The following is a 14,972-nucleotide window of genomic DNA, read 5'->3' as shown; positions in this document are numbered from 1 at the left end:
ATGAACGTTGTTCGAGAATCGACACCAACCACCAGTGTGACCAGAAAAAGTTTGTTCGCGCGACTGAACGCCAGATTCGATCTGCGTGCCTACACGATGATTATTGCTTTAGTCGTTATCTGGCTGCTTTTTACTGTTCTGACTGAGGGACGGTTCCTCACCCCGCGTAATCTTTCTAACTTGGCCCGTCAAGTGTCAATTACCGCCATCTTGGCCATCGGTATGGTGATGGTTATTGTTACCACCCATATTGAGCTGTCGGTTGGATCGGTTTTGGGGTTGACCGGAGGGATCGCCAGCATTTTACAGGTGTGGCATAATGTTTCGACCCCGGTGGCCATTTTGGTTGCTTTGGGCTTTGGTGTCTTAATCGGTGCCTTTCATGGTTATTGGGTGGCCTATCATAATGTTCCGGCCTTTATTGTGACTTTGGCCGGTCTTCTGGCTTACCGTGGGGTTTTATTGGGGATCACGAAAGGCCAAACCGTAGCCCCTCTTGATCCTAGTTTTAAGATTTTAAGCAGTGGCTACCTAAGTCTTGTCCCCGGGATCATCTTAACTTCCATCATCATCATTGGCTTGGTCTTTGCCCGCATCTGGTCTCGCCGTTCAAAGCTGAAGTACGGCTTTAAGGTTTTGCCCCTCTATTTGGAGATCCTGACCATCATTCTGTACTGCGGTTTAATTATCCTGGCCACTTATGTCTTATACCAATACGAAGGGATCCCTTATCCGGTGATCATCGTTTTGGTGCTGGCGGTAATCTTTTCTTTCATTACCAACAACACAAAATTTGGTCGCCAGGTCTATGCCATGGGCGGTAATATTGAAGCGGCTCGTTTGTCGGGGATTAATGTCCGCCGCCGGACGCTGGTGGTCTTCATTTTAGCAGGTTTCCTTGCTTCGATCGCCGGCGTTCTGACCACCGCCCGTCTAAACGCGGGAACAATTACGGCCGGGGACGGGGCCGAACTGGATGCCATTGCCTCTTGTGTTATTGGTGGAACGAGCTTTTTGGGCGGGATTGGGAGTATTCCCGGTGCTGTGTTAGGTGCTCTTGTGATGGCAAGTATCGATAACGGAATGAGCATGATGAATACCGAAGCCTACTGGCAGATGATCATCAAGGGTGCTATCCTTCTTTTAGCGGTCTGGTTGGATATTAAGACGAAAAAAAATAGATAAAATTGAAGTAGATTGTAGAATAAATTAGAGAATCTGAACGCCAATTTAAATAACATAGCAATTAATAAAGGTGTCAGTTTTGTTTTCCCTCTCATCGTCCGGTAAGATTCGCACCGGTTTTCGTAGATTAAGAAAGGGCATTCATTTCCAGTCCGGAAGCTCCCTACTTTAATCTTGGGAGGGGAATTACAATGAAGATGGCTGGATTAAGGCCTTATTTTGGCGGAGTTTTTTCGAAGATTCTAATCATCCTTGTTATCTTAAGTGCAATGATTGTTGCGGTAGGTTTGGTCGGTAATTCAGGAATTGAAGAAATGAATCAGGCGGCGGCCAATATTTTCAATAGCAATACTTCAGTCCTTTTCCCGCTCTTTGATTTCTTGTTGACCGTATACCGTACTGAATACAGTGCTTACGAAGCATTAGAATTAAACACTTCCGGCTCAGTTACCGCTTTTAACAGGAATTTGACTGAATGTGTCGGTTTACTTGGAAACTTCTTATATAATCTTCCCGATGAAACCAGGGAAAGTTTACAGCAAAGATGGGCGGAATATGAAGCGGTGGCGCAGGATTTTAGTAACGGGCTAAGAAGTGGAAAAAATGATCTTTTGCCTTTATATTACCGTTTTAAAGAGGAATCGCGAAAACTGTATAGTTTCTGTTATGAGTTGGGAAAAGCGCAAAGAATCGTCGGGGTCGACAGTTTTCGCACCGGCCGGCAAATCTATTCTTCAACCAGAACTTTACAACTGATTATTACGATTATTGGTGTAGCTTTAGGTCTGCTGATCGGCTTCCTGGTATCGCGCTCCATCATCCGGCCCTTATACAAGCTTCGCGATTCAACCCAACTGTTGGCCAAAGGCGATCTAAATACAAGAGTCGACTTATCCTCCCGTGATGAGGTCGGGGTCGTCGCCTCCGCGTTTAACCATGCTGTTGAGGAACTCCGTTCGATGGTAACCCGCACTGCCCAAGATGCCAAAAAAATTAATGCCTCCACCCATAATCTCTTTAGAGTAGTGGAAGAAACAACAACTTCATTAGGGGAGTTAAACAAACTGATCGACGAATTGGCGGCTGGAGCAGAATCCCAGTGCCATAGTGTTAATTTGGCGATTGATACTATCCAGCAGGCAACATCAAGAACAAACATGGTGATCAGGGCTACCCAGGAGATCAACAAGATCTGCCAGGAGGCCTCCGCTGATGCACAGCATGGGAGAGAGGCCACTGAAGAGATGATCCAGGCGATTGATAACTTTATCTTCTCAGTTCGACAAATTAAAGAAGTGGTCAGTGGCTTGGTTGAAGATTCAGAACAGATTCAAATTTTGGTGGATATTATTCGTGATATTGCGGAAAAATCAACCCTTTTATCGCTAAACGCTTCCATTGAAGCGGCACGCGCCGGTGAACATGGTCGGAGTTTCGCGGTCGTCGCCACTAATATTGGCGTTTTGGCGAGGAGATCCCGCGAGGCGGTCGAACACATTAATGAAGTTATTCAGTTGATTCTCCGGAAAAACCAGCAAGTTGCTCATGCGGTTGATGAAAGCAACACGGAGATCGAAAAAGGACGAAACCAACTCGCGAGGAGCATTGCGCTCTTCAAGGAATTGATGGGTAAAGTTGAGATGATTGCCCGTAATATTTCCCAGATTACAGAGGCAGCTTCTCAAGTCGGGAATGATAATGAGAAAGTCATTACCAAGATCGAACAGGTCCACCAGATCAGCCAGAACAACCTGACGGCGATGGAGGAGGTATCCGCCACCTTCGAACAACAGTATTCGACGACGATCGTTATTAAAGAATCAGCCCAACAATTGGACGAACTTGCCAATGAATTATCCTTGGCCACCGACCGGTTTATCTTATAGTAATGCCTGTTCGTTATGGCCGTTAGGTTGGTTTTCGATGGTTGCTTGATTTTACTGGTCTGTCCTGCTAAAATTATAGGACGACCAAGGGGGAGAAGCCTTTTCTAATATTAGGTGAGAGTGTAGAGCATGTGTTTTTACTATGCGTTAAGCGTTACGGCCCAAACCCTGGAAAACCGGTACCAGTTAACAGAGGGGTTTGACTGGGAGGTCGAAGCAGGACCGTGGACGCCCAAGTATTATGTCTCCGGTTTTGAGTTTCCGAAGATGCCGGTCATCACCAACGAAGCGCCTGACCGGCTCCAGTTTTTAACCTGGGGGTTGATCCCGTTCTGGGTCAAAGCGCCGGCGCAGGCGGCCCAGATCCGGGGGAAGACCCTGAACGCCCGGGCGGAGACGGTGTTGGAAAAACCCTCTTTCCGCCAGGCTGTGCAGCGGCGCCGCTGCCTGGTGCCGGCCGACGGTTTTTACGAGTGGCGTCTTTTCCAGGGCAAAAAATATCCCTACTACATTTTCCTCAAGGACCGCACGGTCTTTTCTTTCGCCGGGATCTGGGAGGAGTGGGCCGACCCAACCACCGGTGAGCTTTTCCGGACTTACAGCATTCTAACGACGGAGGCCAACCCGCTTTTGGCCAGGATCCATAATACGAAAAAACGGATGCCGGTGATCCTGCCACGGGAGCAAGAGCGGGCTTGGCTGTCCGCCGGGCTGAGCACGGCCGAGCTCCTGTCCTTTCTGCAACCTTTCCCGGCCGCGCAGATGGAGGCGTACACCATTGGCCGGTTGATCACGGCCCGGACGGCCAACCGTAATTGCCCGGAGGTCCAAGCGCCTGTTGTCTATCCGGAGTTGGGGGAAGGACAGTGATCCGGAGGGGGTGGGGAGGAGAGGCGCGGTAACGAAAAACCGAAGGTCGCGCCCTTTCCCTCCGTACTCTTAACCCAGATTTCCCCGCCCGTCGCCTGGATAATGTCCTTGGCGATGGCCAGACCCAGTCCGACCCCGCCCTCCCCGGCAGTCCGGGCTTTATTTACTTTGTAAAACCGTTCCCAAATCAACGGTTGCTCGGCTTCGGGAATGCCGGGCCCACGGTCGGTTACTTCAACCTGGACGGTGTCATCCTGCGCCTGGAGGCGAATCAGTACTTCTTCACCGGGCGGGGTGTAGCGGAGGGCATTATCCAAGAAGTTTCTAATAACCTGCCCAATCCGGGCTTCATCGGCCTCGACCAGGAGGAAATTATCTCCGGCCGGGAGAATGGTCGTGAGGGTTATTTTTTTCTTCTTGGCAATGGCCTGATACTTTTCGGCCAAGGAAACAACCAAAGTTTTGAGGCAAAAGACACGCTTATTGAGGGCTTGGGGACCGCGGTCGAGATGAGCGATCTCCAGCAAAGCCCGGACCATCTCACTAAGGCGGACGGTCTCCCCGAGAATATCCCGTAAAGCTTTCTGTTTTTCCGCTTCTTCTTCGATTACCCCATCTAAAAGCGCCTCGGTTTGCCCCTGGATAATGGTTAGCGGGGCCCGCAGTTCGTGGGCGAGGTCGGCGTTCAGTTGTTTTCGCAGCTTTTCCACTTGGCGTAAAGCCGTAATATCTTGGAAAACCACAATAATCCCCCAGAGTTGTTCGCCGTCGAGGAGGGGCGAGGTGTGGGCTAAAATTGCCGTATCTTCCCGGAGGTTCAATTCGGTCCGCTCCGGGCGGTGCGTTTCCACTACTTTCCCGATTAAGTCCTGGATCGCCGGAAAGGCTTCAAAGGAGAGGGCAGCCGGCTCGCCAAAAAGTTCCCGGGCTTTATTGTTGATAAACATAAGTGTCCCGTTGGGTTCGACGGCCAAGACGCCTTCCGCCAAATCGGCCAGGATCCGTTCGACTTTGTGTTTTTCCCGGTTGAGCGCGGCCATGCTTTTTCCCAACTCATCGGCCATGCGGTTGAACGCCGCGGCCAAGGCGCCGATTTCATCGGAGCCGAACGGGACGCGGACGTTAAAGTTGCCTTTGGCCATGGCGGCGGCCGCGGCTTGCAAGCGCAAAATCGGGGCGGAGATGGTGCGGGAAAGGTAGAGGGCGAGCAGGAGGGCGAAGGCGAAGCCGATCAGGGCGGCGAAAGCGCCCAGGCGCCATAGGCCGCTGATTAACCCGCTCATCGCGGTTAAGGGCGCAATTAAAAAAACCGCGCCGACGATTTGGCCACCCTTGGTCTGGACCGGGGTCCCCACAAAGATCGCATTTACCCCTAAAATTGGGTTATAGCCACGCCGGACAACGGTTTCTCCTTTGATCACCCGGGCAAAATCGACGCGGGAAAGCAGGGCGCCCCGTAGCCCGAGGCCGGGCGTCATCGCCAACCGGCGCCCCTGTCGGTCAAGGACCAGAATTTTGGCCTCTAAATGCTGACCGGTGACTTCCAGGATTTTTTCCCCGGTGGCAGCGGAGATTTCTCCGGTGAAAAAGCCGATTACGGTTTGCCCGAGTTGTTTACCTTTCCGCACCAACTCCCGTTGTTTTTCGGCAAATAAAAACCGGCGGGCGGTTCCGGCAAAGAGGAGGCCTAGGACGAGGGTGGCGACCACGATGACCAGGATATAAGAGGCGGTTAGTTTTAGGCCGATTTTGTTCATCATTTTTGCTTTACCTCGAAACGGTAACCGATCCCCCAGACCGTGTGTAAATACCGGTAGTCGCTTCTTTCTTCAATCTTACTTCGTAAGCGGGTAAGATGGACGTCAACGGTGCGCACGTCGCCTAAGGCATCGTTACCCCAAACGATTTCGTACAGCAAGTCCCGGCTAAACACCCGGGAAGGGCTGGCCGCCATGAGTGCCAATAAGTCAAATTCTTTGGGGGTAAGGGGAACTTCCTGGCCGGCCACGAAGACCCGCCGTTCCTTTTTGTCTAGCACTAAGTCGCCGTAGTTCATTCGATCCGGCTTGGAGGTGGCATCCCATTCCCGGCGGCGGAGGGTGGCTTTGACCCGGGCGGTTAATTCCCGGGGACTGAAGGGTTTGACCACGTAGTCATCGGCACCGATTTCAAGCCCCAACACCCGGTCGCTCTCTTCACCGCGGGCGGTTAGCATAATAATGGGGAGGTTGCTTTCTTTCCGGATCTCCTGACAAACAAAGAAACCATCCCCCTCCGGGATCATGATATCCAGGATCAGCAGGTCCGGCCGGAATTGGCTAACTTTCTCCAAGCATTGGCGTCCGGTGTAGGCGGCCGCCGTCTCGTAACCTTCCCGGTGCAAGTAGACTTGGATTAGCTGCACTACTTTTTCTTCATCATCACAGATTAAAATGCGCCGTTTTTTCATCCTGTTCCCTCCTCTTTTTATTGTAGAGAAGAAACAGAGATTTTGTCCAGAAAAGAAAGCTGATCGCTTAAGATCAGCTTTCTAAGATCTGCACTGCTAAAAAGGGCGTTATTAATTATTAGTTGTTTTTTACCACCAACCCCGGGGGCGGAAACGGCCTCGCCCGCCTGGGGTAAAAGGCCGGAAGTTATTATACTGCTCCAACTGCTCGGGAGTAAGGATGCTTTCGATCTGCTTTTGTGCTTCTTGGATTTTCTTTTTCAGTTCCAGCCGGAGTGGAGTCATGGCCGCTAATTTTTGGTTGATGGCGGTTTGGTCCGGATTTTCGGCTGCCCAGAGCTGGTGCAATTCTAATTGGGCCCGTTGTAACTGTTGCCGGAGTTCCAGCGTATCTTTGGCGAATTCTTGCCGAATCGTCAAGATTTTTTCGCTTTGCTCCGGAGTAAGATCGAGGTTGCGCCACTGGATCCCTTGGGCTCCAGGCAAGCCACAGGCAACCCCAATGCCGCCGCCGAAACCCATCCCCCAACCGGCGGCCAACGCGGCAGTGGTGGTCATGATGGTCAAAACGATACCCAAACCCGCAACTAATGCTTTTTTCCGCACTTGGATTCTCCTTTCTTAATTCCTTGGCAGGGAGTATTTCGCTTTTAGATTGATCCTAACGTGAATTTATGAAAAAAGTATGAACGAAGACTAAAGAATCATAAAACGGGCGCGGGATGCCGGTAAAACTTTTAAAGGCGGGGCTTTGGGTGTTTTTAGGTAGATTTTGCCGGGTTTGCATGGTAAAATGAACCTGATTCATGTTGAGAACAAGTTTTGGGCGCTCTTTTTCTAAAGGACGGGTTATTGACGGAGCATAAGAATGGAGTAGGGGTCGTGTTTGCGGATGGAGCAAGATAAAAGAGGGTAAGCGTCAATGTTTCAGGGAAAAACGGAGGTTAGTTATTTTAGAACGGAAAGGATCGAGAAGAAAGAAAGGATGGGTGTTTAATGGAAAAGGTCATTCAGATCGAAGGAATGAGTTGCCAGCATTGTGTGGGACATGTTGAAACTGCCTTGCGACAAGTGGCGGGGGTACGAACAGTCCGGGTTGACTTGGCCCAGAAAAGAGCAACGGTCGAAGTGGACGCGACGGTCACCGATGAACAACTGAAAAACGCCGTTGAAGAGCTGGGCTATGATGTAAAGGCGATTAAGGACGCCTAGGTTGGGGAATAGGGAAAAGTAAGCCGCCCCATGGCCTTGTCAAGCGCCTGCCCGACCAGCGGGTATTTACGGCGGTAGTCCGGTGCAATCAGTTGGGCGATTTTCTGTATCGAATAAGCATCATCCCAGAAGTCGGCTGCGGCGCGGTAGCTTCCGCCCAGACGCCGGAGGAGCTGTGGGCGCGCTAATAAAAAAGGAAGTTCGGGTAAAGGATTGGGCTTAAGGGCGACGGCAAAGGCGAAGTCGATTAAAAGCAAAAGGGGTTTTCCCCCGGCCAGACTGACCATCAGGTTTTGCGGGCGAATATCCCGGTGGATAATTCTCTTCTTATGCAAAACATCCAGAATCCGGACTAGTTGCTCAAGGATGGAGTTGGTTTGCGCCGCCGTTAACGGGGCTTGCTTGGTAAGAAAAACCTTTAAGGTTGTCCCGGGAATAAATTCGGTGGCGACAAAAGCATTACGGCCGCGGGGTTTGTGGGCGACCAGCAGGGGAAAGTGAACGCGGTAAGGATGGTCGTTAAGGATCTTCAGTAATGTTGCTTCCCGGGCGGCGATCTGCCCGGAAGAGGGATCAAGCTTAATAAAGACCTGTTTCCCAGTGGGTTGGTGTTTCCCTTTTAAGTACTTGAAGCCCAAACGGTTGGTTGGTTTGAAGGTGCGGAGCTTGATGATGCCGTAATCTTTGAGCTGCTTATGTTCCGGAGGTGACGGCATGGGGAAACACTCCTTCCTTAAGCCCAGTCTGTTTTGGGTTTGGTTTATCTTATGGGCGGACCCTCGAAATAGTCACTGGAAGGAGTGGTTTATACCTGCCGGGGAGAGGATGGAGTCGTTAAAACAACAAAAAGATAGGTTTGGGTAATTTGCGCAAGAAAGCAATCTGTGTTATAGTATAAAACAGGGCAATTTAGATGGAAAGTTTAAATTTTTCCGTCTAAAAGAGTTGGGGTTTGGGTTTTTAGAATCTATACCTAAATTTAAAGTCACTTACTTTTTGTAGGTGATTTTTTATTTGAGAAGACCAGGTTTCTTCGGATTTCGCGAAGGGGAGGAGAAATAATATAAAAACCACAAGCCATTCAGAAAAGGAGTGATTGATTATCTGCTTTCAAGGGAAAAAAATACTGCTTGGATTAGGAGTGGTCCTCATTACCCTGGGGTTGGGTTGTAGTGGGGCAAGGGCGGCCGACCCCCACGGGTCTGGAGAAAAGCCCACGCTGGTTTTGGCCGATGCCGGTTGGGATAGTATCCGAATCCATAATGCGATTGCCGCTACGATCATCGAAAAGGGGTACGGATACAAAACGGAGGTGTTGACCGGTTCTTCCCCCATCGTCATTCAGGGACTCCGGCAAGGGGATATTGATATTTGTATGGAAACGTGGACGGATAACATTCTCGAACTCTACCAGGAGGGAATCGCGCAGGGCGAGATCATTGAGTTATCAGTTAACTTTGATGATAATGCCCAGGGTTTATATGTTCCGACCTATGTGATTAAAGGCGATCCGGAGCGGGGAATTCCGCCCTTGGCTCCTGATTTAAAATCGATTAAAGATTTACCTCGCTACTGGCAAATATTCCGGGATCCCGACAACCCGGCGCAGGGCCGGATCTATGGTTCACCGCCGGGATGGGCGGCTGATCGGATCCTCCGGACCAAAATGGAGACATATAATTTGCAAGAAAGGTATGACTACTTTAACCCCGGTTCGGACACGGCACTCAATACTTCACTGGTTTCCGCCTATGAGAAGGGGGAACCGTGGGTCGGATATTACTGGGATCCAACCTGGATTACCGGTAAATATGATCTGACCTTGCTCGCCGATGAACCATATTCCAGCGATAAATGGGAGGCCGGTTACGCCTGTGAATTCCCGGGGGTGAAAGTAACGGTTGCGGTTAATTCCGGCTTAAGGGAGAAGGCCGCGGACGTTATGGAATTCTTAAAAAATTACCGGACAAGTACGAAAATCACCAGTCAACTTCTGGCTTTTATGCAGGACCATGAGGGGGATATCGAAGCCACAGTGCAGTGGTTTTTTACGGAGTATGAAGACCTCTGGACGAGCTGGGTTTCGCCCGCAGTGGCCGTGGCGGTTAAAGGAGAACGGCCGGAAAGTCCCGCCCGGTTCCAAAAGGGTTTTACGCAATTTCCCGCCGAAATCCGTCTTGACTTAGGGACCCATGTGGAGAAATTAATTGTTTGGTTAACCGCGAATTTTCAAGGTTTCTTTGCTTGGTTGAAAGCCGGTGTTCTTGGGATCGTTTCCATGATACAAAGGACTTTCAAATTTATCCCCTGGTTTATCCTAATAATCCTGCTGTTTTTATTAGGCTGGAAGCTGGGCCGCTGGGAAACCGGTCTTTTATATGCTTTGATGGTCTTGACCATTGGCGGGCTGGGACTTTGGGAAGAGATGCTTCTTACCCTCTCCATTGTTCTCACCGCGGTGCTCATTTCGGTGGCGATTGGGATTCCCGTTGGGATCCTGATGGCCTATAACAACAAAGTGGAGGCCTTTGTCAAGCCCTTGCTTGATGGGGCCCAGACGATGCCCAGTTTTGTTTATCTCATTCCGGCCATGATTTTCTTTGGTTTAGGAACAGTTCCGGCCGTGTTTGCGACGATTATCTACGCGGTTCCGCCTTGTATCCGCTTAACGAATTTAGGGATCAGGGGAGTACCAAGGACGATGAAAGAAGCGGCCTATGCTTTTGGCTCCTCCCGCTGGCAAGTACTGACGAAAGTTGAGTTGCCACAAGCCATCCCCACGATTATGGCGGGAATCAACCAAACAACAATGGCCGCCATGTCGATGGTGGTAATCTCCTCGATGATTGGGGCAAAAGGGCTGGGTGAAAACGTATTAATTGCGATTAACCGCACGGATATTGCCATGGGTTTTGATGCGGGAATCAGCATCGTTTTCCTGGCGATTATCATTGACCGGGTAACCCAGAGAATATCCAACCGCCCGACAGCCCGTAAAAAGCAGAGAGGAGGTTAGAGCATGAAGGAAAAAATAGTAGTAAAGAATCTAACAAAAGTTTTTGGCTCAAGGCCGTGGTTGGCCCTGGACCGGCTTAAAAAGGGCTGGACGAAAAGGGAGATTCTGCAGAAATACGGTCAAACCGTTGGGGTGAACAATGTTTCGTTTACGATTTATGAGGGTGAATTCTTTGTTATTATGGGCCTCTCGGGGAGCGGTAAATCAACCTTAATCCGCTGTTTTAACCTGTTAAATAAGCCGACTGCCGGGGAGATCCTGGTGGATGGGGAGAATATTGTTAAATACGACCAAAACCGGCTCCGGAAATTTCGCCAAGAAAAAGTGGCCATGGTCTTCCAGCAGTTTGGCCTGTTCACCCACCGGACAGTTTTAGGCAATGTCGAGTACGGCTTGGAGATTAAAGGAGTCGATAAAAACAAACGCCGGGAGATTGCCCTTAAAACTTTAGTGGAGGTCGGGCTGAAAGGTTGGGAAGATAAGATGCCCCAGGAGCTGAGCGGCGGGATGCAACAAAGGGTTGGTTTAGCTCGGGCGCTGGCCAATGACCCCGACATTTTATTGATGGATGAACCCTTTAGTGCCTTGGATCCCCTGATCCGCCGGGAAATGCAGTCGGAGCTTTTGGATTTACAAGCGAAGATGAAGAAAACAATCATCTTTATCACCCATGATCTGAATGAAGCCTTCAAGTTGGGGGACCGCGTTGCGGTGATGAAGGATGGTTCTATTGTGCAGATTGGGACCCCGGAAGAGATCTTGAACCACCCTTCCAATGAATACATTGCCGAATTTGTTAAGGACATTGATCGAACAAAGATCGTGCGGGCGAAAGATATTATGCAACGGGCTAATGCTTTAGTTTCCCTCAAGGACGGGGTGCGGGGCGCGATCAAAGAGATGCAAGACAACGGGATTTCCAGTGTTTTTGTGGTCGATAAGGAGCGGAGACTCAGGGGAATTGTCACGATTGATGATTGTATCGCCGCAGTGAAGGAGGGCCGCTCTTTAGAACAGATCTTACGACATGATTATTATACGACGGACGAAGAAGCTTCGATCCAAGATTTGCTTGATCAAGGGGTCAAGACGAAGTACCCGATAGTGGTTGTCAACGCGGAACGGCGTATTTTAGGGATCATTGTGCGCACCTCTATTTTAGCAGGGTTATTGGGCAAGAACAATCAGGCTTGATGGTGAAAAGTGGTGGAAGAACCGCGGGGAGGAGTTACGATGAAAAAACCGGAGTTACTGGTCCCGGCCGGGGATTTGGAGAAACTACGGACGGCCATCCTTTACGGGGCTGATGCGGTTTATACCGGGGTGGAGGGACTGAGCCTCCGGGCCCAACAGGCCGAGATGACGACGGCGGAGTTGGCGGAAGGAGTACGAATGGCCCACCAACGGGGTGTGAAGGTGTATGCGGCGATCAACATATCGGCCCGGAACAGCGATCTGGCGTTGGTCAAAGAGAAAACGGGTGAACTGGCTGCGATCGGGGTCGACGGCGTGATCCTGAGCGACCCGGGGGTGCTCTCGCTTGTCCGGCGGGTGGACCCCCACCTGCCGGTGCACCTTAGCACCCAGGCGAGTACCACCAACACCGAAGCAGTCCGGTTTTGGCATGAGCAAGGGGTCAGCCGGATTGTGTTGGCCCGGGAGCTGAATCTGGAAGAGATCGCCGCCATAGCGCGGGATGTTCCCGAGGTTGAACTGGAGATCTTTATCCACGGCGCGATGTGCCTGGCCTACTCGGGCCGGTGTTTACTCTCTTCCTACCTGACGGGGCGGAGTGCCAACCGGGGCGAATGTACCCATCCTTGCCGCTGGGAGTACATGTTGACGGAACGGACCAGGCCGGACGAACCGCTTATTTTGACTGAAGACGGGCGGTACAGTTACTTGCTTAGTTCCAAGGATCTCCGGATGATCGAGTATTTGCCGGAAGTGTTGGCGGCCGGGGTTTCCAGTTTAAAGATTGAGGGGCGGATGAAGACCGTCTATTACGTGGCGGTGGTGACGAGGACCTACCGGTGGGCGTTGGATGCGGCGTTCAAGGATCCGGAAGGGTACCGCTGTGCGCCCGAATGGCTGGCGGAGCTGGACAAGGTCTCCAACCGGGGTTATACCACCGGATTTTACCTCAAACACAAAGGAGAGGCCTTTGCCGGGCTGAATACGGAAAAAAGTTACCGGCAGACGTACGGTCTGGCGGGGACCGTCCTTGAGTATCTGCCGGAGGAAGGAAAGATGTTGGTGGCGCTCAGGAACCAATTAAACGCGGGTGATGAGACGGAATTATTGCTCCCGGAGACGACGCTGACCATTGATTCCACCACCATGACCGACGAGGACGGCCACCCGTTGGCGGCCGGGCACAACAGTTACCGGGTATATTTCCAAGTCGACCGGCCGGTGCCGGCCGGGGCGGTTTTGCGCCGCCGTTTAACCGGTACTTAAATTCTCCAGTTCGGCTTCGAAGGCGGCGGCGGCCCGTTCATAGTCGTCGGTGACCTTGGCCAGTTCGGTATAGAGCCGCTCCGTTTCGCGGTTAATTTCGGCGTTGCGCTTGGAAAGCTTGGCGATGGTCTCCCCGCAACCGGTGGTTGAGGCGGCGATTAACGCTTCGTTATTCTTCTGCAGTTCTTCTTCCAGAGCGGCAATGGCCGCTTCCAACTGGTTGATTTTGGCGGCGAGCGGTGTTAACACCGCCGAGCGGCGGTTAATGATCTCGGCCTTTTCCTGCCGGAGAACCTTCCGGAGGTTGGCGGGCGGGGCGGAGGGTGTGCGGTCCTTTTGTGGCGACGAGGCGTCTTCCCGGTCGGCTTCCCAGCCGATTTCGTCCAGAAAACGCTGGTAATTGCCGTCAAAAAAGAAGACCCGGTCCCGGTCGAAGACGATCAACTTGTTGACCAGCGCATGAAGATACATTTCATTGTGGGTGACCAGGATTAACGCGCCGTTGTAGGCGTCCAGCGCTTCCAACAGTGAATCGCAGGCCTCCATATCCAGATGGTTGGTGGGCTCATCCAGGAGCAGCAGGTTACTGGGGGCCAGGAGTAATTTGCTCAACAGGACGCGGCTTTTTTCGCCCCCGGAGAGGACGGCAATCTTTTTGAGGGCCAGATCGCCGCTGAACATGAAGAGGCCGCTGATTTTGCGTGCCTGATCCAGAGTACAGGTGGGGGAAGTGGCCATCAGCTCCTCGAGAATGGTTTTCTGCGGATCCAGCCGCTCTACGTTGGTCTGGCCGTAATAACCGGTTTGGAGGGCGGGATGTCTGCTGATGGACCCTTTTATGGGTTTCAGTTCGCCGGCCAGCAGCCGCAAGAGGGTAGTCTTGCCCTTCCCGTTTTTACCGATGATCCCGATCCGGTCGTTTTTGCCAACGGTAAAACTGAGTTGATCGATTAAAAGCGGCCCGGCCGGTTGGTAGGCGAAGGAAAGGTCTTTGGCCTCCAGGATCAGCTTGCCCGGCATCGGGGCTTCGGGAAAGGTAAATTCCAATACTTCCGGTTTGGTGAGCTTCTCCAGACGTTCCTGCTTTTCCAGCATTTTGATGCGGGACTGGACCCGGCTGCTCAGAGTGGCTTTGTAGCGGAAGCGGTTGATAAAAGCTTCGATCTCTTTTCGTCTCTTCTCCTCGTTAATCCGGGTTTTCTCGTAGATCTCTTCTTCTTTGGCGATCTGCTCATAGAATTTCGCGGTGTTACCCGCCAGCTTGCGCAGTTTTTGGCGGTGGATTCCTAAAGTATGGGTGATTACCTGGTCCATGAGATGGCGATCGTGAGTGACCAGGATAAGTTCATTCGGCCACGCCTGCAAGAAACGGATGAGCCAGCGGATTGACGTAATATCCAAGTAGTTGGAAGGTTCGTCCAAAAGGAGGAGGTTGGGTTCGGCCACCAGGACCTTGGCCAAGTTGAGACGGACTTGCAAGCCACCGGAGAATTCTCCCGGGGGACGCTTAAAGTCTTCTTTGGTGAAGCCCAGACCGAGCAGGATCTTTTCCACCCGCCAACTCTCACCCTGTTGGGTAGGGGGAAGACCCAGGCAGGCTTCTTCGAGAAGAGTGGGGCGGGTAAAACTTAAATGCTGTTTGAGGTAACCGATGGTGTAGTGTTTGGGAAAGGAAATGGTGCCTTGATCCGGCTCCTCCTCCCCCGCCAGCAGGCGAAGCAGGGTGGTCTTGCCGTGACCGTTCCGGCCGACCAGACCGATCCGTTCGCCGGGGTTGATGCGGAAATTGGCACCGGTAAAAAGGACCTGCTCCCCGTAGGCTTTGGAAAGATTGACTGCTGTGATCAACGATATCACCTGAAGGGGTTAATTAATACTTTAAATCTATACGTTG

At 51.6% G+C, this 14,972-nt stretch carries 12 protein-coding genes; 7 read left to right on the top strand and 5 right to left on the bottom strand.

Annotated elements, in window-relative coordinates:
* From G5B42_RS02790 to G5B42_RS02780, 3 genes are all read left to right on the top strand, one after another.
* Nucleotides 1–1,185 carry a sugar ABC transporter permease gene (locus G5B42_RS02790; protein ID WP_181338920.1) on the top strand — a complete coding sequence of 395 codons (1,185 nt, stop codon included), beginning with the start codon at nucleotides 1–3 and terminating at the stop codon, nucleotides 1,183–1,185.
* Between the two features lie 191 nt (nucleotides 1,186–1,376).
* A complete protein-coding gene (locus G5B42_RS02785) occupies nucleotides 1,377–3,071 on the top strand; it encodes a methyl-accepting chemotaxis protein (protein ID WP_181338919.1) in 1,695 nt (564 codons plus the stop codon).
* Between the two features lie 129 nt (nucleotides 3,072–3,200).
* Nucleotides 3,201–3,941, top strand: coding sequence for an SOS response-associated peptidase (locus tag G5B42_RS02780; protein WP_181338918.1), 741 nt, complete (start codon nucleotides 3,201–3,203; stop codon nucleotides 3,939–3,941).
* Here the strand turns inward: G5B42_RS02780 and G5B42_RS02775 are convergent.
* From G5B42_RS02775 to G5B42_RS02765, 3 genes are all read right to left on the bottom strand, one after another.
* Nucleotides 3,914–5,698 carry a HAMP domain-containing sensor histidine kinase gene (locus G5B42_RS02775; protein WP_231133178.1) on the bottom strand — a complete coding sequence of 595 codons (1,785 nt, stop codon included), beginning with the start codon at nucleotides 5,696–5,698 and terminating at the stop codon, nucleotides 3,914–3,916. The genes G5B42_RS02780 and G5B42_RS02775 overlap by 28 nt on opposite strands.
* On the bottom strand, nucleotides 5,698–6,390 hold the full coding sequence (locus G5B42_RS02770) for a response regulator transcription factor (RefSeq protein WP_181338916.1): 693 nt from the start codon (nucleotides 6,388–6,390) through the stop codon (nucleotides 5,698–5,700). Before G5B42_RS02770 ends, G5B42_RS02775 begins: the two co-directional genes overlap by 1 nt.
* Before the next feature lie 129 nt (nucleotides 6,391–6,519).
* Entirely contained in the window at nucleotides 6,520–6,996 is a 477-nt protein-coding gene (locus tag G5B42_RS02765) for a Spy/CpxP family protein refolding chaperone (RefSeq protein WP_181338915.1), read from the bottom strand.
* Nucleotides 6,997–7,386: 390 nt separating this feature from the next.
* Between G5B42_RS02765 and G5B42_RS02760 the strand changes: the two genes are divergently transcribed.
* Complete coding sequence (locus G5B42_RS02760) at nucleotides 7,387–7,602, top strand: heavy-metal-associated domain-containing protein (protein WP_181338914.1); 216 nt, start codon at nucleotides 7,387–7,389, stop codon at nucleotides 7,600–7,602.
* Here G5B42_RS02760 and G5B42_RS02755 read toward each other — a convergent pair.
* Nucleotides 7,599–8,318, bottom strand: coding sequence for a protein kinase domain-containing protein (locus tag G5B42_RS02755; protein WP_181338913.1), 720 nt, complete (start codon nucleotides 8,316–8,318; stop codon nucleotides 7,599–7,601). The genes G5B42_RS02760 and G5B42_RS02755 overlap by 4 nt on opposite strands.
* A gap of 425 nt (nucleotides 8,319–8,743) precedes the next feature.
* Between G5B42_RS02755 and G5B42_RS11785 the strand changes: the two genes are divergently transcribed.
* Genes G5B42_RS11785 through G5B42_RS02740 form a run of 3 tightly spaced genes read left to right on the top strand, consistent with a single transcriptional unit; the run spans nucleotide 8,744 to nucleotide 13,078 of the window.
* Nucleotides 8,744–10,618 carry a glycine betaine ABC transporter substrate-binding protein gene (locus G5B42_RS11785; RefSeq protein ID WP_331274023.1) on the top strand — a complete coding sequence of 625 codons (1,875 nt, stop codon included), beginning with the start codon at nucleotides 8,744–8,746 and terminating at the stop codon, nucleotides 10,616–10,618.
* 3 nt (nucleotides 10,619–10,621) lie between these two features.
* Nucleotides 10,622–11,812 carry a quaternary amine ABC transporter ATP-binding protein gene (locus G5B42_RS02745; RefSeq protein ID WP_181338912.1) on the top strand — a complete coding sequence of 397 codons (1,191 nt, stop codon included), beginning with the start codon at nucleotides 10,622–10,624 and terminating at the stop codon, nucleotides 11,810–11,812.
* 39 nt (nucleotides 11,813–11,851) lie between these two features.
* On the top strand, nucleotides 11,852–13,078 hold the full coding sequence (locus G5B42_RS02740) for a peptidase U32 family protein (protein WP_181338911.1): 1,227 nt from the start codon (nucleotides 11,852–11,854) through the stop codon (nucleotides 13,076–13,078).
* Here the strand turns inward: G5B42_RS02740 and G5B42_RS02735 are convergent.
* Entirely contained in the window at nucleotides 13,064–14,926 is a 1,863-nt protein-coding gene (locus G5B42_RS02735; protein ID WP_181338910.1) for an ABC-F family ATP-binding cassette domain-containing protein, read from the bottom strand. The two genes, G5B42_RS02740 and G5B42_RS02735, sit on opposite strands and share 15 nt — an antisense overlap.
* Nucleotides 14,927–14,972: the final 46 nt, after the last annotated feature.

The organism is Capillibacterium thermochitinicola (assembly GCF_013664685.1).
In the GTDB taxonomy this organism is placed as follows: Bacteria; Bacillota; UBA4882; order UBA10575; family UBA10575; genus Capillibacterium; species Capillibacterium thermochitinicola.
This window is presented reverse-complemented; position numbering and strand designations above follow the sequence as displayed.

Bases quoted from the DNA above. Each gene is read 5' to 3' on its own strand.
- G5B42_RS02790 (WP_181338920.1), top strand. From the start codon at position 1: ATGAACGTTGTTCGAGAATCGACACCAACCACCAGTGTGACCAGAAAA.
- G5B42_RS02785 (WP_181338919.1), top strand. From the start codon at position 1,377: ATGAAGATGGCTGGATTAAGGCCTTATTTTGGCGGAGTTTTTTCGAAG.
- G5B42_RS02780 (WP_181338918.1), top strand. From the start codon at position 3,201: ATGTGTTTTTACTATGCGTTAAGCGTTACGGCCCAAACCCTGGAAAAC.
- G5B42_RS02775 (WP_231133178.1), bottom strand. From the start codon at position 5,698: ATGAACAAAATCGGCCTAAAACTAACCGCCTCTTATATCCTGGTCATC.
- G5B42_RS02770 (WP_181338916.1), bottom strand. From the start codon at position 6,390: ATGAAAAAACGGCGCATTTTAATCTGTGATGATGAAGAAAAAGTAGTG.
- G5B42_RS02760 (WP_181338914.1), top strand. From the start codon at position 7,387: ATGGAAAAGGTCATTCAGATCGAAGGAATGAGTTGCCAGCATTGTGTG.
- G5B42_RS02755 (WP_181338913.1), bottom strand. From the start codon at position 8,318: ATGCCGTCACCTCCGGAACATAAGCAGCTCAAAGATTACGGCATCATC.
- G5B42_RS02745 (WP_181338912.1), top strand. From the start codon at position 10,622: ATGAAGGAAAAAATAGTAGTAAAGAATCTAACAAAAGTTTTTGGCTCA.
- G5B42_RS02740 (WP_181338911.1), top strand. From the start codon at position 11,852: ATGAAAAAACCGGAGTTACTGGTCCCGGCCGGGGATTTGGAGAAACTA.